Source organism: Paenibacillus sp. FSL E2-0190 (assembly GCF_037992965.1).
Classification (GTDB): domain Bacteria; phylum Bacillota; class Bacilli; order Paenibacillales; family Paenibacillaceae; genus Paenibacillus_AQ; species Paenibacillus_AQ odorifer.
This window is the reverse complement of the sequence record NZ_CP150306.1, coordinates 2,673,723-2,697,131: the sequence shown is the minus strand read 5'-3', so window position 1 is coordinate 2,697,131 and position 23,409 is coordinate 2,673,723. Positions and strand designations below refer to the sequence as shown.

Sequence of the window (23,409 nt, the reverse complement as noted above, 5' to 3'; positions counted from 1 at the left end):
TTTTATAGACATTCGCCTCCTACATTTGAAATGATGGATTACGGATACAAGCTAACTAATAACGCTAATAATATAAGTTATAGGTAGATGGCCGTCGATGGCGATTTCTATGCTTTGTATGTGGGATATTACGTTCAACAAAAAAAGCCACAGAGAGGTCAAGGGGACTATATTGCCCCTTAACTCTCCGAAGCTTCGTGTTATACATTAAATCTAGCTACCAACCCTTGCAGTCCATGCGCCATTGTACTTAATTCACTCGCAGAGGATGCAATTTGTTCGACTGAAGCCATTTGCTCTTGTGAGGCTGCTGACACATGCTGAGTACTCGCAGCGGTTGTTTCCGAGATTTGCGTAACGTTACGAATTGACTCTACAATCTCATCCGCAGCCGCCGTAATCTCCTCCACGGCTCCAGATACTTCCTGAACCTGTTCGGCGAGTGAATCTATAGATAATCGAATCTCACCGAAGGAACGTCCCGCTTCCTCGATAATCTCCGTACCTCCCTTTACTTCACGCATGCTGCTCATCATCACCTTCATGGCATCATCTGCTTCACTTTGGATCCCAGTCGCCATTTCTGCAATTTGATTGGCGGATTCCGCGGACTGCTCTGCCAGCTTACGGACCTGATCGGCAACCACAGCGAAACCTCTACCTTGTTCACCAGCACGAGCTGCCTCAATCGTCGCATTTAGGGCCAGCATATTCGTCTGCGAAGCGATTCCTTTTATGACTCCTACAATACTGCCAATCTCCTGAGATCGATTCACAAAACCTTGGACTTGCTGTGATAAAGATTGTATGGAGTGATTAATCGATTCCATTTGCTGCCCAGCGGCCTGAAGGGATTCATCTCCTGTAATGGCAAATGCCGCAGAGCGATGGGAGGCTTCCGAAATGTCCTGGACACTGGCAGCAATTTGACCGATTCCTAGTGATATTTCTGAGATTGTAATTGTATTGGTCTGCAAATCATTCATCTGTCTGGCTGTTCCGGAAGCGACTTCACCCATAATATCCGATATTCGTTCTGTGGCGCCTGCCGTCACTCCACTATCTGACCTAAGCTTTGTAGAGGAACTCGCGAGACTATTCGCCGATAACTTCACCTGTTCAATCATCGTGCCCAGATTATCTGTCATTTTATTAAAGTTAAACGCCAGTTCACCAATCTCATCTTTAGAACGAACACTTAACTTGCGCGTAAGATCGGCATCCCCATCTGCAATTTCCTTCAACTGAGTGTTCACATCACGAAGCGGTTTAATAATCCGTCCAGAAATTAGCAGCGCAAGGATCACCGCGAGCACTACCGACAATCCGGTCACACCAAAGCTAGTAATCAAACCGTTATTACGATGCGAATTTGCCAGGCTTTGTCCATTCTCTATTTCCTCCATGAGCATGTTCTGAAACACAATCTGAGATTCAATCATAGCGTCTAATGACAGGTTCGTGAATTTCTTCTGCGCTTCCGGGAAGTTGCCTTCCTTAGCTAAGGCAAAAGCTTCCTTCAGAACGATTAAATAATCATTCCATTTGCTCTTCAGCTCAGCTACACCCTTTAACTCAGCTTCACTTAATCGGGCATTCTCCAGCTCTGTAATAGCATTTTCAATCAATGGGAGCATTTCTTCATACTGCGCCAGATAGGAATTCCGCTCATCATCTGTGTTACTCATCACATAACGAGCACCCAGCTCATCTGCGGTACGAATCTTATCCGTTAAGCCTTGAACAAGTGACAGCTTGTCCCAGTTACGATTAACCTGATCTGTCAATTGGGTAACCTTCCCCTGAAACAATGTGTTTCCGGCTATCGCCACTAGAAAGACTATGATCACAGCAGTAAATCCTAAGACTATTTTCCCACGGATACTTTTCACCATCGGTTTTCCTCATCTCTATATGTATGTAGGTCTATTTGGTACTTTTATCCTACTAGCTCTCCCTTAAGCCTCTCTGAATTTGAACTGAATGTTTGCTTAAAAAAACAAAAAGACCCCTATTTCCGGCCGAGGGCAGGAACTAATGGTCTTTTGAGATCTTTTTATTCGTATAAATTTCCGTTAGCCAGCTCTGCCAGCTTCGATTCATCCAGTACACTTAAGCGTCCACGATTTCGTGTAATGATTCCTTCATCAATAAAACGACGTACGATTCGATTAAGATGCCGATAGCTTGTGCCAAGCAATTCTGCTGTCTCAATAAGACTTGAGGTCCGAATCTCCTCCACCCGCCGGTCACCGTTTTTATCTGCGAACAAAGACATTAAATAACTGGCAAATCGATTCTCCACAGGATACAACAGGTTAAGTGCGGAGGCTTGACCGAGCGTATGCAATTTGTGACTAAGTTCTCCGACGAGAAAACGTAACAACGCTGTATTTTCCTCAAGCTCTCTCAGGAGTAGTCTTCTCCCTGCAAAAAGAATCAAGCTCTCACCCACAGACTCCACTTGATTCTTAACAGGGAACCGGTGAAGGAGCTCTACATCCCCAATCACAGATATCGGATTTGTAAACCGCACCAGCATAGATTTGCCATTTGGCAGCAAGGTCTGAATTTTGAGCTTGCCCTCAACCAATATGAACATCCCATCCAATTGATCGCCAACCAAACACAGCTTTTCTTCATCCGCGTAACGTCTCAACTCCATTTTATGCGTTACCAGCGGGCTAAATATTCCGTCCAGACCGTTCTTCACTGCCAAGGCACGGACAGCCTCACGGTCATTTATCGTCTGCATGTAGTGCCCCCTCTATTGTTTGCTCCAGTGTAATTTAGAATACCCCACAAAAAAAGGACATATGTCCTTTTTAATAAGGTTTTCCTATGACACTTTACATTACAACAGAATCCACACAATAACGAATCATATCTACCTTCTGATCCTGCAGCCAAAATTCAATACTCCGATGGTTGATTTTATCCACGTATCCGATAATCTCAGCCCCTTGCTCCCCTCTTTTATAATAAGAAGTGCCATAAGCCTTGATCACTTCGTCTGCTGAAGCTCCAATATGAATATCTCTTGCCGTACTCATCGTATGATCGGAATAGACGCTGATTAGAATGATCTTATCATCACCACGTGCTGTGGCTATTGTTGTCTCGTGACCCAGATCGTAATACTGATACCGCTCTATATCATTATTTGGCTTAGGTTCCCTAGCGATTGAATCAAGGCTTTGAAGCAGCTGAATGCCGCCCAGACTTTCCTGTTCAAGATGGGTGCTGGAAACACGCGAGTAATGATTTTGTTTGGGCGCATTGTATAAATAGATATGATAGATCCCGTAACTTAAACCTACCGTAATAAAAATGATGATAAATGACCAGCCTCTTTTAAATGGCTTCTTCCTCACTGACCTCACACCTTCTTCTTACCTTTACTGTGCAAAATATTCAGCCAGCTCACGCTGCGCCAGATATTGCGGGAAATTAAACGACTGCCATGCCTGCTCACGCTTATTGAGTTCTCTCCATTCATTCTTTAAAAAATCATCCAACATCCCATCTTCCTGTTCACTAAACTTTATCAGAGAAGGGATGACCTCCGGAGATAAACGGACCAAATAATTGGCATCCAATTTACCACTTGCCGCATAACGATCCATATTTTTATTAGCGATAATAACATCCATCCCGATATAGTTCATGACGACGTAGGAGATCAAGCCCAGCACAATATAACATTTCGCCAATGGCACACGCTGAACAGCTATCCGTAAGGCTGCAACCACCAACAATAAGCCCATAAATATCATAAATGCATGCACTAAAAACCGAGTCGTGGTATAGCCATACACCTCTTCATAAAGAGTCAGACGGGTATAGGCGGAATATAGCATAACTGTCGAGCAACCAACCAGAATGTAGAGCAGAACATTAATAAATTTTTGCAGCCCTCCACTTCTTTTTCCTTCCGACACCAAAGCCAGCAGCAAAATCACGAAATTAATCGCAGCCACCATAATCAGCTCAAAAAATCCACTACGTGCGTAATCAGCATATGAGCTGCCCTCTGGTAAAATCCCTTCCCATGCTCCAAACAAGTAAGAAAACTGTACGAAAACAAACAATACATATACCGTGTTAATGGCTATAAGAATCGTCGTCATAATTATCGGATCCATTTTAAAGCTTACAGGCGCCAGCACTGGACCATATTCCTTAGGCTGCATATTCCAGTCATAGATTTTCGAATCCACATACCCCCACACTAAGCCGAACAAGCCCATGCCCAGTAGGATAATCCACAGCACCCGCACAAAACCTTCCCCAAATGAAATCTGATCCAGCACATTCGGCAGCGCCAGCAGTACATGATGAAACACTCCGTCCGCTGAGGACAGCAGAGTAACCACAACCAGCAATATTGGAAAAGAGATCGCAAGTCCTATCAGCACTTTCCCCATAACCTGCTTACGCTCGTCCTTCATTTTACTGCCGCCAGTCCTTTTAATGATCGTAAACACAGTGCTCCAATGGCGGAAATTCTGTGGAAGCACATGCTCCAGCGTGTTCCCCACTAATCCAAGCCGGCTCCAAGCCGGCCGTTTATCACTAAGCAAATAAGTCATATGTAATAAAATCAACACCGGGATCACCAGCAGGTTCAGCCCAAAGAAGAAAAAATTATGAAAGAATAAATAGGTTAATGAAAGTAGAAAAATCGCTCCAAACCAGAAGTAACTGAATTTGTTAAGCTTGCGGATTTTAGCCTTGGCATAATAAAGCATGAACGCATAGAACAGACATACAAAGATTGGATACGATAGGCCCGCCAGCTTTCCATAAAATAAATACTGATGAACTATTGCCAGTAAGAACGCGGCAAGCAAAGCAGCAAGCGATCGATTAAGCCTAAGTCCCGTTTCCGTTTCCGTTTCCGTTTCCATTTCCTCGGTCATGGTAATTACCCCCATTTTCTTACTTTCTCATCCTTATTTTACGTGATAAAATAAGAAAAAAAAGAGAAAGAATTTATTTATAATTTCCTATTTTCCGAAAGGAACCAAAACAATGAAGCTGCATAGCCAATTTTTAAAGCTGCAATCTCATTTTGGGGGAGCCACAGAAATCTCAGTGACGATGGATGAGTTGGCATTGATTTTCGGCTGTACACACCGCAATGCCCTGCATATTGTGAATAAAATGATGTTGCAGGAATGGATCAAATGGACGCCTAAGCGTGGGCGGGGAAGCCGCTCTTTGCTGCAATTTCTTGTACCCTCCGAAGAAATTGCCCTTCAATCCATGATGCAGGCGATTAGCCGCAAAGATGTCCACAACGCTATAGAAGGTATCAAAACCCATGCCAGCTCCACCTCACTGCAGGATACACTGCAGGGTTGGCTGCTGACCTATTTTGGGCATCATTCTGAAATTCGTAGTGACAAGCAAATTGATACTCTCCGGCTGCCTATTACCCAGCAACTCCATACCTTCGATCCGCTCTATATGAATTTGCTGGCAGAGTCATTTGTTTCCAGCCATGTTTTCGACGGGTTAGTGAAACGAAGCGGTGAACGGGACAAAATTGTTCCCTGTCTGGCTCACGCCTGGGAAGTCGATGAGAGCCGGACGCTCTGGACTTTTTTTCTGCGCAAAGAGGTGTTATTCCATCATGGAAAAGTGCTGACAGCCAAGGATGTAGTCTATTCCCTGGGACGGTTGATGCAAACCTCTAAACGGACACTCTATAGCTATATTTTCAAAGAAATCCAGCGGGTCACCGCATTAAATCCATCTACCGTTCAAATTACGCTTAAGCAGCCTAATGAACTATTTCTGCCATTTTTGTGTACGAGCAGAGCCGCAATTGTACCGCGTGATTTAGAAGGAATGGATGAGCAGAGCTTTGGCCGTAGACCCGTGGGGACTGGCCCCTTTAAGGTTGTGGATATGACCCAGGACACTTGTGTGCTGGAGGTTTTTCCTTATTATTTTCAAGGACGGGCTCATTTAGATCGGGTTGAAATCCTTTATGTCCCGTGGGATACCGAAACGTCATCCTCTGATACGGGTTCTGCTTTTCACGTGATTCAGAATCCCTCATCAGCCAGTTCTTCGACCTGGAGCCGAATTCATTCGGAGTCTTCCATTCGGAAATTCGTCACCTGCAATACGCAAAAAAAGGGACCGCTAAGCGATCCCCTGCTTCGGGCAAAAATAGTCTCCTGTTTAAAAGACGATTCAGCGTCCATCGAGCAAGAAGCGATAATAGATCAAGAAATCACGTTGCAAATCTCTACGATTCCACAATATGCTGGCGATGCTGATTTTATTGCCACTAGACTAGAGCAACAAGGTTATAAATGCAATGTCATTTCCGTGTCTCCAGAGGAATTTAAAGGTCCGATTCGGCTGGAATCAGACCTGATTGTTTTCTCATTATTCCGTGACGAGGATGAACAACTTCGTTTGTTTGATCTATACCTCACACTCTCTAAGCATATTGAACCGCATACTAGAGCGGATATTGAAGGCTGGTTATATACCATCGCGCGCGAACCTAATCCGGTGGCCCGAGCGGAAAGTTTCAGTATCATCGAGAACCGTCTGATTGAAGAGCACCACCTACATATTTTGTATGAAAAACCTACTCAGACTGCTTATCTCCCTTCTGTCCGTGGAGTTAGCTTCAATAGCCAGGGTTGGGTTGATCTTCGTCATGTCTGGTTTCCGCCACTGCTCTCTAGCAGCACGAATTGATCTGCTTGAAATAAAAAATGCGGAAATCCAGAGCTTGCCCAGGATTTCCGCATTTGCGATAAAGCTAATTATAAAGCTGCTGTTTTAGTCGTAGCTGTAACTGTAGAAGTCCCTGCATCCCACTTCACATCCATATTCAATCCCTCGGAAATAAATCTTACCGGAACCAGTGTCCGATTTCCGATAATTTGCGGAGGAACGTCGAGTGTGAGTGCTTTGCCATTGATGTAAGCAGTCTTGCTGCCAATGGCCATTACGATCGTTGTATTGTCTTTTACTGCGGTGATTTTCTTAGTCGTTTGATCCATGGTTACTGTAGCACCCAGAGCATTAAAGATTGCATTCACTGGCACCAGCACCCGGCCATCCTTATTCACAGGAAGCTGATCTGCAAAGCTGACCGCTGTTCCGTTTAAAAGTACGGATATTCCCTTAGTGCCCGTCGTGTTCGGATTCGTTGTTGATGGTGTTGTAGTTACAGAGGGAAGAGGTGTGACGTTAAGCCCTAGCTGGCCTTGCAGATTAGCAAGTCTGTTCAGCGCAAAGGTCATAATCGAACCTGCTGCCATTGTCCCCATACCTTGTCCCCCGCCTCCAGCGTTACCTGTTGGAGGTGTAGGATTGCCATCAGTCGCAGTCCCTGTATTATCAGGACGTGCTGGCGGTGTCGTTCCATCCGGAGGTGTCATGCCCTCCATCCCTTCAGGAGGAGTCATGCCTTCCATCCCAGCTGGCGGAGTCATTCCTCCACTACCACCCATTTCACCTGTTGCTGAATAAGTAACATTACTTTCAAATTGTTCCATGGTATAAAATTTGGTTGGGTCTGCTTGAACGTAAGGTTTGATCAAGGTAGCCAATTCAGTAATTCTGCTCTGAATTCCTTCCAAATAATCAACCAGCTCAGATACATATTTCAGGTATTTAGTCTTATATTCAGGCACTTCCAACAGATTAGCAATCATTGGGACCTGATCTAAACTTATCCCAAGCGTTGGATTATCAATTGATGCAGTTACTGCGTTGGTATTGGCTGCAAGGGTTGTTGCCGAAGTAGAAGTTGTGCCCGCAGCAGCTGTTGTATCTGTTGTCCCTGTTCTGCCGCCTCCGCCACCAGAATACCCGTTAAAGGACATGTTCATATCCCATGGAAGTACACTGAATTTACCGGATGCATCCCCGTACAACATATAATTATGACCTTTATCCCCGTTATAGCTGTCATAGTTACCCAATACAGCATTAGCGGCAATATACTTCAGTGCCGAATCCACATCTAGCACACTTTCAATAGAACCCTTCTCACCGGCAGGCATCTCATTCAGCACCTTGATGAAGTTCTTTAACGAAGCTTTATCATCTTCTTTACCTGTATCATAAGTTATCGTTTCGTAGTCACTGCCTTCTTTGTACTGCAGATAACTTTTTTCTTCTGTATCATACAGAACACCATCGTCATAATTTTCTCCATAGGTACGTTCTAAGTAGCTGTCATCTATTGCTTCCACACCTACATAAAAACCATATAATTCTCCGTTGATATACAGATTGGTGAACACAGTCAAAGGTGCATCCACACCAACAGAACGAAGCGCTTCGTAATGTAAATATTCACGAATATACGAAGGGTCCGAGAAATTATTGTTCAGTACCATTTTATCAAGACCAAGTAACGTTTGCTTCTTATCATATTTATCAAATTTCAGCCGGAAGCTGTATCTGTCCGAGTCTGTCATACTGGCTACCGATTTTAACGTCAGATTCCCTTTAGTAGAAAATCCAACATTTTCAACAACATTCCCGTCAACTTCAACCTTAACTTTTTTGTATTCTTTTTCGAGGGGACTTGCTAATATACTTTTCCAATCCGCATCATCAATCGTTACTTTAACATCAATGATTCTGTCACCCGCGAACAGGGATTCATACGCTTTCGTTACACCTGCATCCGCCGCACTAACTACGGGCGTGTTTCCAGCAACACCAAACGCCGTTGAGACGATAGCAAGACTTAGTGTAGCTGCCATGAACTTTCTCAGCAAATTTTTCTTCTTCACCATGTGTAATCCTCCTTGAAGTACAGATTTATGTTTTCGCAGTTCAAGGAGATTGTAAAATATGAATCTGAATATACGCTGAATAGCTTGTCTATGCTTTGCCAGGTAGGCTGTTTATCAGCCCTTTGCCAATCAGATTAGCTGAAACCGGCGGTTTTCCGATCTCTCTAGCCCAGACCGATAATTGCCCGACATGATGAATCTCATGAGCAATCACATGGCGCATTACCTCACCCCAGGCATCGGTCACGATCCTGCCATCCGGAAGGTGATCCTCTAAAACCCTCTGTTCCAGACCCTCATGCCAAGCCGTTACAAAGGGTTCCACCTCTGTGTGGAATTTTGCATCCAATTCTCTTACTTGCTGCAAAGTCTTGTACTGCTCAAAATCCTCTTGGAAATCCGGCTTTCCTTGCAATACTTGAATCCAGCTCCACTCCACATCAACAATGTGAAAAAGCGTCTTAAGAATACTGCCTACACCACCTATACGTGTTGCGAGCAGCTCCTCCTCAGAAATATCTCCACACCACTCATACCATTGTTCACGGACCATCCAGTTATAATTAAAAAATGTATGCAGGTTAAAAACCTCCTAGAAAGTTGTGTGCTTTTTAATGGGAGCTTAAATGTTTTCGGTATCCCTCCACCTTTTCATCTCTATAACCTAACGATTCATAGAACACATGCGCTTCCTTCCGCTGCTCACCGGAGACTAAAATGATATAATAGCAGTCTCTTTCCCGGGCCGCTTGTTCAATGGCGTTCATAAGTTTTTTGCCAACGCCTTGACGGCGTGCCCGCACTGAAACCACCACATTCTCAATCACCATAAACGGTTTGCAGTCCCCCACTAAGTCCTGACACACGATGCCCATCAAAGACCCTAGTAACTCACCCTCTACAAAAGCACCCAATAGAATGTAGCGGTTATCCGCCTTGACCCCTTTAAATACTTCTTCAAGCTTATTAAGGTCAGACGGTTTATTCATCAGCTCTTGATATAAATTCCCCAGTTCAGAAAGGGATTCCATTTCTATTTCTTTAATAACAACCATGATTGTTCATCCTGCTTTCTTTTAAATTAACAGCCCTGCTCATACACATACAGTCCACCATTCCGTGGATGAGATATACGCTTTCCATTATAACCTCTTTGGATCAACTGCTGCGCCAACACCTTCATAAAGAGTAATGCCCATAATTCCAAACTTCCTTCAACTCGAATTCGTCTTTCTGTCCATCCCACTCTACTACCACTTTGATGATAGAATCCTCTCGCTCAAACGCACCAATCCCAGAATGTACGGACTTCAACTCACCTTTGACTCCCTCAATATTATTGCTGACTTCTTCTGTAGCCTGTTGAATATATTCCGCCGACCAAAAGTTCCTCCTATACCATTTGTAAATATCTCAGCACGATCTCAACGCGCTCTCCAACCGATAAATCTTCCTCTATTCGTAAAATAGGACATTCCAGTGTGGACATCCATTCCTCATGCAGCACTTTGCTCCTGACTTCAACTCCAGCAACATCATATAATGCCGCCCACTCCATAAAGGTCTGATATGCTTCGTATTTACTTCCTCCAGGCAAAATATGATCACCATATCTCTCGTACTCTCTGGCTCTTAATCTATCTAAACGAATTTCCGGTGGAAGTCCTAGAAAAATAACCAAATCGAATAATGGTCGAAGGCCATCTCCCCAGCCACATACCGCACCGCTTAAAATCCAAGGCTCCTTATGGGTCAAATCGCTTGTAAGTTTCGCTAATCGCGCATTGACCTCACGCTGCTTAGTGAATTTATGCTCCCAAAAATAGTCGTCACTGTCTAACTGGACATGTGGCAACACTTTAGCTAATTCGTAACCTAGTGTACTCGTTCCTACGCCTGAGGCTCCCATAATATGAATTCTTCTCATACATTCCCCCACCTTTAAGTGGATTTAAAGTTGCAATTCGGGCAATTTTCCTCCAAATATAAAAACAAATAGACTGCTCTCTAATGAAGCAAAGCAGTCCATTTATCGTAAAGATCTTATTCCGTTATAGCTGCTACGTCTTTAGGAATCCGGCGTGCTGCATCCGTGGATATAGCCGCTTGGATTACTGCCAGGCGGACCTGCTCAACTACTTTTTCGTTAAAAATACTTGGGATGATATATTGCTCATTGAGTTCATCCGGATGAACGACCGATGCAATGGCTTTTGCCGCAGCCAGCTTCATTTCGAGATTCACAGTTCTAGCCCGGCAATCAAGTGCGCCACGGAAAATACCCGGAAAACATAACACATTGTTGATCTGGTTCGGATAATCACTTCTGCCTGTCGCTAGGACACGAACAAAAGGTTCTGCCAAATCCGGTTCAATCTCCGGTGTAGGATTAGCCATCGCAAAAACGATGTTATCACTGGCCATACTTTTGAGATGATCCACGGTTAGAATTCCCCCACGGGACACCCCAATAAAGACATCTGCCCCTCGTATAACCTCCGTTATTCCCCCCTCAATTCCCTCAGGATTGGTTGCGGCAGCAAGCTTCTGCCATTCCGGATTATCATATTGGAGATCTTTTCTGAGAACGCCTTCACGATCAACCGCATAAATATAACGCGCGCCCGCTGCCAGCAGCAGATTACATATGGACACCCCAGCCGCCCCAATACCCACAACAACAATCCGTGCATTTTCAATAGATTTATTTACAACTTTAAGCGCATTCAAAAGTCCTGCAAAAGCCACCACGGATGTTCCATGCTGATCATCATGAAATACCGGAATGTCCAGCTCTTCCGCAAGCCGGCGTTCGATTTCAAAGCAGCGTGGCGAACTTATATCCTCTAAGTTTATCCCTCCAAAGCCAGGAGAAACTGCTTTTACGATATTGATAATTTCATCCGGATCTTTGGTATTTAAGCACAGCGGAAAAGCATCAATGTTCGCCAATTGCTTAAACAGCATCGCCTTACCTTCCATGACAGGCATAGCGGCTTCCGGCCCGATATCCCCTAGTCCAAGCACAGCAGTGCCGTCCGAAACGACTGCAACTGTATTTCTTTTCATCGTCAGAGAATAAGCTTTTCTGGGATCTTCAGCAATCGCCGTACATACCCGGGCTACCCCCGGCGTATACACTAAGGATAAATCCTCCCGATTTTTAATCGGCATTTTAGGTGTGATTTCGATTTTTCCGCCAAGATGAGCCAGAAATGTCCGATCCGACACGTTGATTATTTTAATTCCCGGCATCTTCGATAATATTGAGATAATATCTCCATTAGCTGCGTCTTGCACATTCACTGTTATATCTCGGGTAGTGACATCCTTCCCTGCACGTATCACGTCAATAGCAACAATATCTCCGCCAGCTGCGGCAATTCCTGAAGCAACATCGCCAAAAGATGCAACCGATTTCCGAATTTCGAGCCTGATAATCATTGTAGTCGCAATCGACATGAATTAGCCTCTCTTTCTTCAATCCTATTATTTAAAAAATACTATACTTTCCCATTTAAACATATCTTCCGCCTATTAACTAGATCAACGAAAAATTTTTCTTCTTACAGTATTCCCATCCGCACCCGGTCCAAATACATCAGGTATGACAGCTACGGGCACAGACCCATTTTTCCCATAAAAATAAAATTCATCATAATCTTAAGTGTATGTAAGCATAAACAAACCGTAAGCTCTTCTACTCCTCATTACCTTTTCTGCATGCTGTAGAGCATCCTGCCGATTCCTTTTCTCCACTAACCCTTTCTAGTTATTCTCCTTCACTAAGGTCTGTACTGCTCTTCTAGCAAAACAACCTTACCTTCTACAAATGTCAGATGGAATAATCTATCCATTAGCTCTTCGCTAATAAAACTCGTATAGTCCCCTTGCTGATGTCTCGCCCCGTTTAGTTCAGCTATAGTTACATCAGTCTCCAGCTTAACCCGCTTAATTTCTTCGCTTGCATTTCGGATATAGAATCCATTAGGCAATGATTCGGGTTCTAGTACACCATCTTCTTTAGCTGCAATTTCTGCCGCCTCTCCACCGAACCATTCCACCTCATCCAGATCCAGATAAACCGTATTCCCTTCTGTGATAGCGCCCTTTATAAAAGCTAATTTTTTCTCCACTTGAGGTAACTTATAAATAATTTTTTTCAGTTCCTCCACACTCTCACCCTGTACTCCGCTCTCAGAGTTAGATTGGATTGAAATCTCACCCATAGTTTGAACTAGCTCCTTGGTAGTTGGGTTAGTCTCTTTTGGTGGCTTGTTATAAAAAGAATATCCATTAAAACCAAGTGAGACTAATGTGATACCCACTAAGACTGTAACCCTTAAATTTTTCCATTTCATAAGCTTCACCCTCTATCACGCGATTTAACGGAACCATAATAAACAATTGCGCTATATCATAGACAATCACAAGTTGACCGGGCAGAATAAATATTATATACATGTCTTACCTATAACGTAGTTGAAGGAGCTCACACTTATGACAGAATCATTTCAAGCGTTAGTTGTCGACAAAACAGAATCATCCTTCTCCGTAGCTGTTAAACCGGTTACCCTAGAGGATCTGCCAGCTGGAGAGGTTGTAATTAAGGTTGCATACTCCAGTGTAAACTATAAAGACGGTTTAGCCAGTATTCCAAACGGTAAAATTCTAAGAACATATCCCTTTATTCCAGGGATAGATTTATCCGGTATTGTGGTATCTTCCACAGACGAGCGGTTTCATAAAGGGCAGCAAGTCATTGCGACAGGATATGGTGTTGGCGTATCACACTTTGGTGGCTTTAGCGAATACGCTCGTATTCCCGCAGGTTGGATCACTCCCCTTCCAGAAGGCCTGACGCTTAAAGAAGCTATGATCTACGGTACTGCAGGACTGACAGCAGCCTTGTCCATACTAGCCCTGGAAGATCATGACGTTTCCCCGGACAAAGGCAAAGTACTTGTAACAGGCGCTACCGGCGGTGTAGGTGGATCTGCTATTGCCATGCTTGGCGCAAAAGGGTATAGCGTAGTGGCAAGCACAGGTAACGCCGAAGCTGCCGATTACCTTAGAGGTATAGGAGCCGAAGACGTGATCTCACGTGAAGAGGTCATTGGCGGCGCCAGCAAACCCTTGGACAAACAATTATGGCAAGGCGCAGTAGATTCGGTGGGTGGTGACACCCTTGCCGCAGTTCTGAGTAAAATCACCTACAGAGGTTCTGTAGCTGCAAGTGGCTTAACCGGAGGCACTTCAGTTCCAACTACAGTACTTCCGTTTATTCTTCGGGGTGTTAACCTTCTCGGCATAGATTCTGTGGAATGTCCTGCAGACCTTCGCCAGCAGGCTTGGAAACGGATGGCGAGCGATCTGAAGCCAAGTCAGCTGGAGAACCTCGTGGATCGTGAAGTCACGTTAAATGAGCTACCGCAAGCATTGGAAGATATTCTACAAGGAAACCTTAGAGGAAGAGTTCTTGTCCGTTTATCCTAGGTTTAATTACGAAACCTCCCGGAATCTAGAGTTCCGGGAGGTTTTTTTAGTTTACTCTTGGTTATTCGGATATTGGTAATGCGGCTGCTGCTGTACATAGGGTTGTTGGCGATAATGCTGATCATAACCCTGCGTATAGTACCCTTGCATCGGGTAAGGCTGATAATTAAAGGCTTGTGTAGCTGGAGGCATTTGTGAAGATATCGGGATGGGTTGCGCCTGCATATGAGCGTAAGGATTCATATTTGGCTGCATATTAGGATGCATATTTGGTTTAACATTGGCTTGCATATTTGGAGCCATGTTAGGGGCCATATTAGGAGGTATATTGCTGCTGCCCATTACTTTATCTTCTTCGCAGCAGTCAGCAGGAGGGCCGATGAAGGTTCCAGGCTTGATTGGAGCTAAAGCTTCTTTTACCTTAGCTTCATTTAAGCAGTAAGTATGGGCTAATACATTTGCCGGGGTTTTGCTAAGAATATCCGAACCTAAGATAACCTCAGGAATAGGTGCGTCAAAAATCGCGAGCAGATGTGTATTATCGACAGTAGCTATCTCATAATGCCACCAGCCTTGCGGCACATTTGCCACTTGACCCGGACAAATCGGAAAATGCAGAAGTTCATTTGTGAACGGATTGATTAAAGACACTACCGCTGAACCGCAGATACAATATACAAGCTCTGCAGCATTTTGATGATAATGAGGTTCAACCACATTTGATTTACTAAGAAAAATATCCAGCAGTGATATGTTCTCGAGCGTATTCAATTGTTTAACCGACAGCAAGTTAATGAAGTTGTTGGCATCTTTTTTAAAAAGTGTATTAGTGTTCACATCAAAAGTAAACTCTGTATTGGGGGACGTATAGTCCATGTATGAAGTCACTTTTTTTCCTACCTTTCTGTTGCTATAAATTTTTGCTTTCCCTAAACACAAGATATGCGTTTGCCTATGCCTAGGTGCGGAGATTCACTACTCCTGATAAAAATTCATCTTTCTTTTCTAAACGGGGCATCCTCTAAGTATTACACTCTCACCCCACATAGGAGGCACAGTATGAAATCGATTCGCACAAAAATAGTGTTAGCTTTATGTATCACTGTCTTTACAATTATGGGTTTCCAGCCTATGAATCTTAGCTCCACAGTTGAGGCCGCCAATAACAAAACAGCAGCGAAACAAGCGCTTCTTACATTCGTTCTAGTTCATGGGTCTTGGGCTACTGCTGGTTTTTGGGATCAAACGGCCGCCGCACTTCGCAGCTTAGGGCACACCGTCTATACTCCGGAATATGCCGGACATGGCGGGGACAAAAACAATAATGTAACGCATGCGCAAATCACACAGTCTGTTGTCGACTATATCAAGCAAAAAGACTTAAAGGATATCATTCTGCTCGGACATAGCTTTGGTGGTTCGGTGATCCAAACCGTCTCTCAGGAAGTACCAGATCGAATCAAACGTCTGGTATTCTTCGACGCCTTCGCACCGCTGGATGGGCAAAGTGTGGCGGACCAATTTCCAGCTGATTCGCTGAAGTACTTTGAACAGCTGAGAGATACTTCCGGCAATAACACCATAACGCTCCATTTCCCTCTTTTCCGGGATACATTCGTCAACACCGCCAGTCTTGCGGAAGCGCAAGCTTTTTATAAACAAGCTCCTCCTGAGCCAGCAAGTCCACTTTTCGAAAAGCTTGATCTCAAGAAATTTTACAGTCTCCAGATCCCTAAAAGTTACCTTTATCTAACGGAGGACACCGCGATACCGCAAGGTCCATACGGATTCCACCCTACACAATCCAGTCATTTAGGCATCTTCCGCTTCATCGAGGGCAAAGGAGATCACATGACCACCGTTCGAACCGAACCCAAAATGCTGGCGGAATTAATGGTGAAGGCGGGAAGAGATTAGTCGCTTAACAGTTGGATAGTCTAGGTAGCTGTTGTGGCTTGGCTGGGGTTTTTGGCGCTGAGCTGGTGATTGAGCTGAGCTATGTGATGTGAGTTGGGCTATGCGATGCGAGTTGAGCTATGTGAGCAAGCTAGACTACTGACGCTGAGCTGGGCTATGTCATTCTGAGATAGCCTTGCTACTTTGAGCTGGCATTGTCACTCTGAGCTGAACATTACCACGCTGAGTTAGCCCTGCCACTTTGAGCTGCACTGTCACTCTGAGTTAGCCTTGCCACTTTGAGCTGGCATTGTCACTCTGAGCTGAACATTACGACTTTAAATACACTAGAGTTTGGCGGTGATCGGACCGAGTGGACCTCTGTCAAGAAAGTGGACAGTCACGCAACAGACATTCTAGTCAATTGCTCAGCAAAACGAACTGGAGAAAGATACCCCAGCGCGCCATGCATTCGCTTGCGGTTATAGTAAAACTCAATATATTGAAAAAGTGTCTGGTAGGCTTGCTCCTTAGTTTTGAATCGCGGATTACAATAAATGAGCTCCTTTTTCAAAATGCTGTGCCACGACTCGATACAGGCGTTATCATAACAGTTACCTCTGCGGCTCATGCTGGACTCCATGCCATACGCTTTCAACTGCTTCGTGTATTCATGAGAAGTATATTGAGAACCTCTATCGGAGTGATGTAATAGACCCTTTTCCGGTTGTTTAGCTTCGTAAGCATCTTGTAAAGCGCCCGAAATCAAGCTAGTTTCCATATGGTTCTCCAAGCGCCACCCCACGATTTCGCGCGTGCAAAGGTCCATCACACTTGCCAGGTACAAGCGCCCTCCCCGGCAAGGAATGTACGTAATGTCGGTAACCCATACTGAATTGGGTTTGAGTATTTTAAATTGCTGGTTCAGCGTATTCGGGGCAATCGGATGGTCATGATTGGAGTCGGTGGTCTGTACGCGATACGTTTTGGAGACAATGGAGCGAAGCTTCATATGTCGCATGTACACACTCACCGTGCGTTCGGTAACGGTATAACCTTCTTGATGTAACAGGCGGGTGATCTTCGGACTCCCATACCGCTTTTGATGGTCTGCAAAATGATACTGAATTCGCTTCATTATCGCAGCCTTACGAAGCATATGCGTACTGGTTTTTTCTGTCCGCCACTTGTAGTACCCGCTCCGTGACACATGTAGGGTCATGCACATCTTCTCCAAGAGAAACTCGGAGCGATGTTTTTCAATAAACTGGAATCTCAGTTCCTTGGTTTGCTGAAGATGTGCACTGCTTTTTTTACGATCGCTAATTCCTCTTCCACATCGGCAATCTTGTTATCTTTTTCTTGAAGTTGACGGCTCATTTCTTTCAACTGTGCCTCGAGTTCCCGTACTCGATCCATGCTAGCCGCCGGTTCATTCTTTAGTTCTCGATACTGGCTCATCCATTGATGCAGGGTACTTTTTGGGATGTTGAGCTCTTCCGCCAAGTCGCCCACTGTCTTTGTTTGCTCTTGAATGAACTGCACTGTCTGTTTTTTAAATTCTTCGTTATACCGTTGTCGATGTTCTCCCATGTGAACACACCTCCGTGGACTCATTATCGCCAGTCTGTTAACTACTGTCCACTTTTTATTCTAGCTTCACAGGAGCTCTTATTTTCATAATTTCGGCGATTTAGTCATGCTATCGGACTCAGATGCAGCTATTCACCCAAATTTATTCCTATAATGCGTGATTTTAGGGGAATAAGAGCCATACAGTCCGAAACTCTCGCCAGGACGACCATAATGCCAAAATAGCTGCAATACGGTCCGTAACGATGTCTGAAGCGCTGTCTCTTAAGTAATCAACAACTTAGGCTGATGATTTGTGACGCTGAGTTAGCCTTGCCACTCTGAACTGGCATTGTCACTCTGAGTTAGCCTTGCCACTCTGAACTGGCATTGCCACGCTGAACTGAACATTACGACTCTAAATACACTAGAGTTTGGCGGTGATCGGACCGAGGAGCTCTTATTTTCATAATTTCGGCGATTTAGCCTTGCTATCGGACTCAGACGCAGCTATTCGCCCAAATGTACTCCTATAATGCGTGATTTTAGGGGAATAAGAGCCATACAGTCCGAAACTCTCGCCAGAACGACCATAATGCTAAAATAGCTGCAATACGGTCCGTACCGATGTCTGAAGCGCTGTCTCTTAAGTAATCAGCAACGTAGGCTGATCATTTGTGACGCTGAGTTAGCCTTGCCACTTTAAGCTGCACTGTCACTCTGAGATAGCCTTGCTACTTTGAGCTGGCATTGTCACTCTGAGTTAGCCTTGCCACTTTGAGTTAGCCTTGCCACTTTGAGCTGGCATTGTCACTCTGAGCTGAACATTGCGACTTTAAATACACTAGAGTTTGGCGGTGATCGGACCGAGGAGCTCTTATTTTCATAATTTCGGCGATTTAGCCTTGCTATCGGACTCAGATGCAGCTATTCACCCAAATGTACTCCTATAATGCGTGATTTCAGGGGAATAAGAGCCATACAGTCCGAAACTCTCGCCAGAACGACCATAATGCCAAAATAGCTGCAATACGGTCCGTAACGATCGTGCAGTGCAGCAAAAATAGCTGCAATACGGTCCGTAACGATCTGTGAAGCGAGGTTTCTTAAATAATCACCAACGTAGGCTGATCATTTGAGACGCTGAGTTGGCATTGCCACCCTGGGCTGAACATTGTCACTGATCATTTGTAGAAAAACAGACCACGTGGACTAAACGATTGTGCTTTCGAATCAAAAAAAGAGCAAGCGTATGGGAACCCCCTACTACGCTTGCTCTTTTTCCTATCCATAACCAACCTACTTCCTAGGCAATCCGCCACGCGGCAGCTCGGGGTCCGATGTCACTCCGGTAATCACCCAGCTATTCTTCTCTTGCACAAGTGAGATTGTCAAAAGTATAGAAGGTGCTGGTCCACTTGAAGTCGCAGTATCCAAACGCATTTCTATGACCTCTGAGTTCTTGTTAATTATCGTTTCTTTAGTGACCTCGTAGTTCGTGATCCAAGGGCTTGAGACACCCGTCACCCAGTTTAGTTCAACAAACCGCGGATACATAATCTTTTTGAAATCTTTAGAGAAGATCGAATATTGAATCGAGGCATTCCGATGCTGTAATCCGAACCCGTATAGCTCTGACGCTTGAATTGCAGAAGGTAATATAATGCGCCTAGACTCCGGAGCTGGCTTGGGCATAGCCGATAGCAGTTCTCCATTAACGTGAGTCATAGTAACGGGAGCTGATGCACCCATAGCCATACCCGGCAGAAGCAACAATCCCGCAATTAGGGCAGTCGCCATTTTCATTTTGCTAATTAGAATCACCTCATTCGTAGCCTGTTCACTACATGTGAATTGAATCTAATTATTCCCCCACTTCACTCATAAATATGTACACGGTTTCCAAATCCACCAATAATGTATACCTCAATGAATTAAACTGGTAATATAAAATACAATGATACTACACAACCAGCAATTTCATTAAATTTTTATAGGAGTGTTCCCATGAAAAAAATCTTAAACATTTGTCTAGCAGCAGGCCTGCTACTCACTCTATCCGTCGCTACCTTGAATACAGCAAGCGCAGAATCCAAGGTCAAAACCTACAAAAACTGCACGGAGCTAAACAAAGATTACAAAGGTGGAGTTGCCATTTCCAGCTCAACCAAGAACAAAGGCGGCAAAACGAAATACAAACCCTACGTATCGAAAGAACTCTATAATGCCAATAAAAAAAGCGACCGTGACAAAGACGGAATCGCTTGTGAGAAATAGGCTTAGCCTTGCTCCACTATTTGCTTGAGCCTTAGATCCGGCGTGAAAAAGAGTCGGTAGCTCAGTACACTGAGCAGCATACTCGTTATGGCAGCAGAGGCAGTGAACGAGAACACAATTAATATCTGATAACGAACAGCTACTACAGGATCAGCACCCGCGATGATCATTCCGGTCATCATTCCAGGGAGTTGAACAAGCCCAACCGTCTTCATACCGTCGATGGTAGGAATCATGCTGAATTTTACAGATCTTTTTCTAACTTCCTGGATCGCCTGTGGGATCGTTGCGCCAAGAGACAACAACGTTTCAATCTCCCCTTTGCTCTGCTGAATTTCATGCTTGATATGGTTAATGAACAACCCTGAAACCACCATAGCACTGCCAATGGTCATGCCGCTAATCGGAATGATATATTGTGGCGTAGCCTCAATGATATGTAAGCTGAGCAGAATGCCCATCATGAGCAGTTCCATAGTAGCAATCGCCAGTCCAATTCTCCAGACTAATCCGCGCAAGCCTTTGCCTCTTTTGGCTGCATTCCATGCGGCTACACTGATCATAAAGAGTATTATCACAATTACATAAATGACCTGATCCGATTTAAAAATAAATTGCAGCACATACCCCACCGCAAGCAATTGAATGGCCGACCGCACTGTGCCTACAATGATATCTTTTTCCAGTCCGAGCTTTTGCCACACGGAGACCAACATTGTCCCTAATACAAACAGAAGCGTGAAACTTAGTGCTGTATAACTCATAACAACGACGCTCCTTCCGAAGGCCGAACGAACCTTTTAGCCAATTCTTCCGCAGATTCAGCAAAAAAAGACTCGCTCACATGCTGTTCCAACCTGCCTTTTCCCATAAACCATGTAGTTGTGCTTATTCTGCTCGCCTGCTTAAGATCATGAGTGACCCAAATCATCGAAGTGCCTTCTTCCTTATGCCAATCCTCTAGTAGCTTCTCAACCATTTGAGTGCTGTTAACATCGAGCGAAGCGGTGATTTCATCGAGCAATAATACCGTAGGTCGGAGCAGCAAGGATCGAATTAAAGAAATCCGCTGCTTTTCACCACCCGAACAATCTGCCGCTTTTTTGCTTAAATCCAAATGCTCCAGCCCCAATTGCCCAATTAGTCGCTGCACTAGTTTAAGATCATAAGGTTTGTCATGCAGTCTGCTGACAGTTCTTAAATTATCCTCCACACTGCCAGACAGCATGACCGCTTGTTGTGCTACAAACCCTATTTTCATCCTCCATAATCTCGCATCCATACTTTTATATGAAGTCCCATTTACCAACATATCTCCCTCATTCGGAGCATCCAAGAGAGCTAGGATTCTAAGGAGTGTACTTTTCCCTTGGCCAGAGGCACCAATCAATGCGATGCGGTCCGATTCAGCTATGTCTGCGGAGATCTCCGAGAAAAGATATTTCGAAGTTTGGTCGTTACTTTTCCAATTAAGTTTTGCAAGTCTCTGAATCTCAAAAATACTACTCAATCCCCTACCTCCTAATACCATCCGCTAAAATAGCATACCGTCTAGTATTATAGCATTTCAGCTATAAAAAAGAGAAAGACATCCAGTTTCAGGACGTCTTTCCCTATTCGAACTATTGCTTTTTATTGATTAAAACGGGCCACAACAAACACCGCAGGTGAATTCCAATAGATCGTCACTTCATTCGTAGAATAGCTAAGCTCATGATCGACAAAGCACTGCGCAGCTGGTTTTCCTTGTAAATGCTCAACTACATATTCATCATGCAGCCCACGATCTGGCCCCCCTGACACCAATCCCGGCACCGGATCAGCCACATGGTCACCTACAGAAGGGCGATGATGCGGATTCATCACGGCATGATCCCCAAACCCGGTAACATAGCTGATATCCAGAACGTTACGCCCCATCAGATAATGTAGATGATCTAAGGCACAGTCCGCAAAACCGGAGTCTCCACTAAAATATTCAGCCGCCAGCAGCAGCATTGCATTGTTCATTACTAGCATATTGCTGCCCCAGATATAGTCCTCCTCTTTTAAGGAGATCCTATAGCCCTCCTCACGACTCTGTTCCGCTAATCGTTGTGCCTCAGCAACAAGCCCTTCTTTTAACGAGGCATATAAAGCACGGTCTGCCTGCTCCTCACCATTTAACAGATAAGAAATAGTGCCATAGCCCCCCATATCACCCCAGCCTAAACTGTATTTTGGAAAAGCCAGCTGCACTAGCTGCAGAACAGCTTGATGATATTCCTCTTTCCCTGTCGTACGATACAGCTCCGCCGCTGCCCAATACCGCTCGTCCTTATCGACTCCATCCCCGTATTCTCCAGTGCTAATCTCAGGCGGATTCGTAAAACCGGGTACATCTGGATGCTGTACAAGCCATTCCCATGCTGCCCCCGCAGCATCCAGACATTTCCCCGCATAAGCAGCATCAAAAGGCTTGTACACTCTTGCAGCCATAGCCATAACACCAGCAAAATCCCCAGTTGCAGTAGCAGATAATGGTGAGAAGTACAGGTCTGCTGTATCGTCCTCAGGCATAACATCCAGACCAGGAAAGCTTAACGTAGTCAATTTATGGTATACACCACCTGTTGCGGAGTCTTGCATTTTAAACAACCAATCGAGCTCCACCCTGCATTCCAGCAGCACATCTGGCGTAGATCCATCACTTTCAGGCAATGGGATAGCGCTTACAAAAGCCGAGGGATATAATTCATAGGCAAGCAGCATATCCGCGATAGCTTTCGCACCGGGACCGCTATATTTTCCATAATCACCTGCATCATGCCAGCCACCCGAACAGTCTAGTTGAAGATCCGGTTGCCCATATACAATCCCTTTTGCAGTATGGCACGCCTTGTGCTTCCAATCTCCAGCATATTCTTCAGTCAACTCAACGCCACAGCGATAATAATAGAAAGCTTTCAGCAAGCCCTGTTGAAGCTCATGATAAGGCTGATCTGAGATTGTAAAGGATGCCGAAGCTACACCCTCGCTCTGCTCAATCCGATATCTTCCCTCAGTATTGACCTCCGAGAAATCACCTGTGTGCAAAGTTACTCCACTGGCTTTATCAAATCTTCCAGCATCTGAACTACCTTTGAACACAATAGTCCCACTATCAACATCAACTACCTGAAAATCATGCTCAGTACCTGTAAATACTGCGATCTTTTGTCCATCCAGCGGATATCCGATTTGATTCACAGTAATGGTGCGAAGTGTACGCTCGCTCATCTTCATTCTCCTTTTATGTAAAAATGATGAAGCTAAAGTAACCATTCTCTTCTAGTTGAGAATACTCTATTCTAGTTATCTATGGCAATGATGTATACAAGAAAAAAACCTAGAGTCACCCGAA

Annotated in this window: 21 protein-coding genes and 1 pseudogene; 4 read left to right on the top strand and 18 right to left on the bottom strand. The window is 44.6% G+C overall.

The window, feature by feature from the left end:
- Positions 1-200: 200 nt before the first annotated feature.
- The 4 genes from NST25_RS11505 to NST25_RS11490 form a co-directional block, all read right to left on the bottom strand.
- Positions 201-1,895 carry a methyl-accepting chemotaxis protein gene (locus NST25_RS11505; protein WP_339190592.1) on the bottom strand — a complete coding sequence of 565 codons (1,695 nt, stop codon included), beginning with the start codon at positions 1,893-1,895 and terminating at the stop codon, positions 201-203.
- Between the two features lie 161 nt (positions 1,896-2,056).
- On the bottom strand, positions 2,057-2,755 hold the full coding sequence (locus tag NST25_RS11500) for a cyclic nucleotide-binding domain-containing protein (protein WP_036683474.1): 699 nt from the start codon (positions 2,753-2,755) through the stop codon (positions 2,057-2,059).
- A 94-nt stretch (positions 2,756-2,849) separates the two neighbouring features.
- A complete protein-coding gene (locus NST25_RS11495; protein ID WP_076130648.1) occupies positions 2,850-3,374 on the bottom strand; it encodes a hypothetical protein in 525 nt (174 codons plus the stop codon).
- 24 nt (positions 3,375-3,398) lie between these two features.
- Positions 3,399-4,922 carry a DUF4173 domain-containing protein gene (locus NST25_RS11490; RefSeq protein WP_339190591.1) on the bottom strand — a complete coding sequence of 508 codons (1,524 nt, stop codon included), beginning with the start codon at positions 4,920-4,922 and terminating at the stop codon, positions 3,399-3,401.
- 112 nt (positions 4,923-5,034) lie between these two features.
- Here NST25_RS11490 and NST25_RS11485 point away from each other — a divergent pair, with 112 nt between their 5' ends.
- Entirely contained in the window at positions 5,035-6,726 is a 1,692-nt protein-coding gene (locus NST25_RS11485) for an ABC transporter substrate-binding protein (protein WP_339190589.1), read from the top strand.
- Positions 6,727-6,794: 68 nt separating this feature from the next.
- On the opposite strand, the gene NST25_RS11480 is transcribed toward NST25_RS11485, so the two are convergent.
- The 7 genes from NST25_RS11480 to NST25_RS11450 all read right to left on the bottom strand — a co-directional run bounded on the left by NST25_RS11480 (position 6,795) and on the right by NST25_RS11450 (position 13,147).
- Positions 6,795-8,786, bottom strand: a complete 1,992-nt coding sequence (locus NST25_RS11480; protein ID WP_339190587.1) for a CotH kinase family protein — start codon at positions 8,784-8,786, stop codon at positions 6,795-6,797.
- An 88-nt stretch (positions 8,787-8,874) separates the two neighbouring features.
- Positions 8,875-9,366 carry a DinB family protein gene (locus NST25_RS11475; RefSeq protein WP_339191174.1) on the bottom strand — a complete coding sequence of 164 codons (492 nt, stop codon included), beginning with the start codon at positions 9,364-9,366 and terminating at the stop codon, positions 8,875-8,877.
- 31 nt (positions 9,367-9,397) lie between these two features.
- Positions 9,398-9,841, bottom strand: coding sequence for a GNAT family N-acetyltransferase (locus NST25_RS11470; RefSeq protein ID WP_339190585.1), 444 nt, complete (start codon positions 9,839-9,841; stop codon positions 9,398-9,400).
- 124 nt (positions 9,842-9,965) lie between these two features.
- The gene (locus NST25_RS11465) at positions 9,966-10,100 is read right to left on the bottom strand and encodes a hypothetical protein (RefSeq protein WP_256715869.1); all 135 of its coding nucleotides are present in this window, start codon (positions 10,098-10,100) and stop codon (positions 9,966-9,968) included.
- Between the two features lie 79 nt (positions 10,101-10,179).
- Positions 10,180-10,713, bottom strand: coding sequence for an AAA family ATPase (locus NST25_RS11460; protein WP_339173356.1), 534 nt, complete (start codon positions 10,711-10,713; stop codon positions 10,180-10,182).
- Positions 10,714-10,829: 116 nt separating this feature from the next.
- Positions 10,830-12,248: an NAD-dependent malic enzyme gene (locus tag NST25_RS11455; RefSeq protein ID WP_076130640.1), complete on the bottom strand. Its 1,419-nt coding sequence runs from the start codon at positions 12,246-12,248 to the stop codon at positions 10,830-10,832.
- Between the two features lie 323 nt (positions 12,249-12,571).
- Positions 12,572-13,147, bottom strand: a complete 576-nt coding sequence (locus tag NST25_RS11450) for a hypothetical protein (RefSeq protein WP_340394029.1) — start codon at positions 13,145-13,147, stop codon at positions 12,572-12,574.
- A 139-nt stretch (positions 13,148-13,286) separates the two neighbouring features.
- Here NST25_RS11450 and NST25_RS11445 point away from each other — a divergent pair, with 139 nt between their 5' ends.
- Positions 13,287-14,282, top strand: a complete 996-nt coding sequence (locus tag NST25_RS11445) for an acryloyl-CoA reductase (protein WP_076130638.1) — start codon at positions 13,287-13,289, stop codon at positions 14,280-14,282.
- Positions 14,283-14,642: 360 nt separating this feature from the next.
- Here NST25_RS11445 and NST25_RS11440 read toward each other — a convergent pair.
- Positions 14,643-15,170, bottom strand: a pseudogene (locus tag NST25_RS11440) (cupin domain-containing protein); the annotation flags it as partial.
- A gap of 171 nt (positions 15,171-15,341) precedes the next feature.
- On the opposite strand from NST25_RS11440, the gene NST25_RS11435 reads away from it, so the two are divergent.
- On the top strand, positions 15,342-16,199 hold the full coding sequence (locus NST25_RS11435) for an alpha/beta hydrolase (RefSeq protein WP_340394027.1): 858 nt from the start codon (positions 15,342-15,344) through the stop codon (positions 16,197-16,199).
- A gap of 379 nt (positions 16,200-16,578) precedes the next feature.
- On the opposite strand, the gene NST25_RS11430 is transcribed toward NST25_RS11435, so the two are convergent.
- The 3 genes from NST25_RS11430 to NST25_RS11420 form a co-directional block, all read right to left on the bottom strand.
- A complete protein-coding gene (locus tag NST25_RS11430; protein ID WP_256715073.1) occupies positions 16,579-17,442 on the bottom strand; it encodes an IS3 family transposase in 864 nt (287 codons plus the stop codon).
- 11 nt (positions 17,443-17,453) lie between these two features.
- Positions 17,454-17,771 (bottom strand): transposase, encoded by a 318-nt coding sequence (locus tag NST25_RS11425; RefSeq protein WP_076301905.1) that lies wholly within the window; start codon positions 17,769-17,771, stop codon positions 17,454-17,456.
- 1,278 nt (positions 17,772-19,049) lie between these two features.
- A complete protein-coding gene (locus NST25_RS11420) occupies positions 19,050-19,556 on the bottom strand; it encodes a hypothetical protein (RefSeq protein ID WP_036689814.1) in 507 nt (168 codons plus the stop codon).
- Positions 19,557-19,757: 201 nt separating this feature from the next.
- Between NST25_RS11420 and NST25_RS11415 the strand changes: the two genes are divergently transcribed.
- Positions 19,758-20,027 carry an excalibur calcium-binding domain-containing protein gene (locus NST25_RS11415; RefSeq protein ID WP_076187014.1) on the top strand — a complete coding sequence of 90 codons (270 nt, stop codon included), beginning with the start codon at positions 19,758-19,760 and terminating at the stop codon, positions 20,025-20,027.
- Between the two features lie 2 nt (positions 20,028-20,029).
- Here the strand turns inward: NST25_RS11415 and fetB are convergent, their stop codons facing one another.
- The 3 genes from fetB to NST25_RS11400 all read right to left on the bottom strand — a co-directional run bounded on the left by fetB (position 20,030) and on the right by NST25_RS11400 (position 23,285).
- Positions 20,030-20,791: an iron export ABC transporter permease subunit FetB gene (gene fetB / locus NST25_RS11410; RefSeq protein WP_076193865.1), complete on the bottom strand. Its 762-nt coding sequence runs from the start codon at positions 20,789-20,791 to the stop codon at positions 20,030-20,032.
- On the bottom strand, positions 20,788-21,537 hold the full coding sequence (locus NST25_RS11405) for an ATP-binding cassette domain-containing protein (protein WP_179088807.1): 750 nt from the start codon (positions 21,535-21,537) through the stop codon (positions 20,788-20,790). Before NST25_RS11405 ends, fetB begins: the two co-directional genes overlap by 4 nt.
- A gap of 122 nt (positions 21,538-21,659) precedes the next feature.
- Positions 21,660-23,285 (bottom strand): glycoside hydrolase family 9 protein, encoded by a 1,626-nt coding sequence (locus NST25_RS11400; RefSeq protein WP_340394026.1) that lies wholly within the window; start codon positions 23,283-23,285, stop codon positions 21,660-21,662.
- Positions 23,286-23,409 lie beyond the last annotated feature (124 nt).

What these genes read in the sequence shown, in the direction of transcription:
- NST25_RS11505 (WP_339190592.1), bottom strand. Translation starts at nt 1,895, where the DNA reads ATGGTGAAAAGTATCCGTGGGAAAATAGTCTTAGGATTTACTGCTGTG.
- NST25_RS11500 (WP_036683474.1), bottom strand. Translation starts at nt 2,755, where the DNA reads ATGCAGACGATAAATGACCGTGAGGCTGTCCGTGCCTTGGCAGTGAAG.
- NST25_RS11490 (WP_339190591.1), bottom strand. Translation starts at nt 4,922, where the DNA reads ATGACCGAGGAAATGGAAACGGAAACGGAAACGGAAACGGGACTTAGG.
- NST25_RS11485 (WP_339190589.1), top strand. Translation starts at nt 5,035, where the DNA reads ATGAAGCTGCATAGCCAATTTTTAAAGCTGCAATCTCATTTTGGGGGA.
- NST25_RS11480 (WP_339190587.1), bottom strand. Translation starts at nt 8,786, where the DNA reads ATGGTGAAGAAGAAAAATTTGCTGAGAAAGTTCATGGCAGCTACACTA.
- NST25_RS11470 (WP_339190585.1), bottom strand. Translation starts at nt 9,841, where the DNA reads ATGGTTGTTATTAAAGAAATAGAAATGGAATCCCTTTCTGAACTGGGG.
- NST25_RS11460 (WP_339173356.1), bottom strand. Translation starts at nt 10,713, where the DNA reads ATGAGAAGAATTCATATTATGGGAGCCTCAGGCGTAGGAACGAGTACA.
- NST25_RS11455 (WP_076130640.1), bottom strand. Translation starts at nt 12,248, where the DNA reads ATGTCGATTGCGACTACAATGATTATCAGGCTCGAAATTCGGAAATCG.
- NST25_RS11450 (WP_340394029.1), bottom strand. Translation starts at nt 13,147, where the DNA reads ATGAAATGGAAAAATTTAAGGGTTACAGTCTTAGTGGGTATCACATTA.
- NST25_RS11445 (WP_076130638.1), top strand. Translation starts at nt 13,287, where the DNA reads ATGACAGAATCATTTCAAGCGTTAGTTGTCGACAAAACAGAATCATCC.
- NST25_RS11435 (WP_340394027.1), top strand. Translation starts at nt 15,342, where the DNA reads ATGAAATCGATTCGCACAAAAATAGTGTTAGCTTTATGTATCACTGTC.
- NST25_RS11425 (WP_076301905.1), bottom strand. Translation starts at nt 17,771, where the DNA reads ATGGGAGAACATCGACAACGGTATAACGAAGAATTTAAAAAACAGACA.
- NST25_RS11420 (WP_036689814.1), bottom strand. Translation starts at nt 19,556, where the DNA reads ATGAAAATGGCGACTGCCCTAATTGCGGGATTGTTGCTTCTGCCGGGT.
- NST25_RS11415 (WP_076187014.1), top strand. Translation starts at nt 19,758, where the DNA reads ATGAAAAAAATCTTAAACATTTGTCTAGCAGCAGGCCTGCTACTCACT.
- fetB (WP_076193865.1), bottom strand. Translation starts at nt 20,791, where the DNA reads ATGAGTTATACAGCACTAAGTTTCACGCTTCTGTTTGTATTAGGGACA.
- NST25_RS11400 (WP_340394026.1), bottom strand. Translation starts at nt 23,285, where the DNA reads ATGAGCGAGCGTACACTTCGCACCATTACTGTGAATCAAATCGGATAT.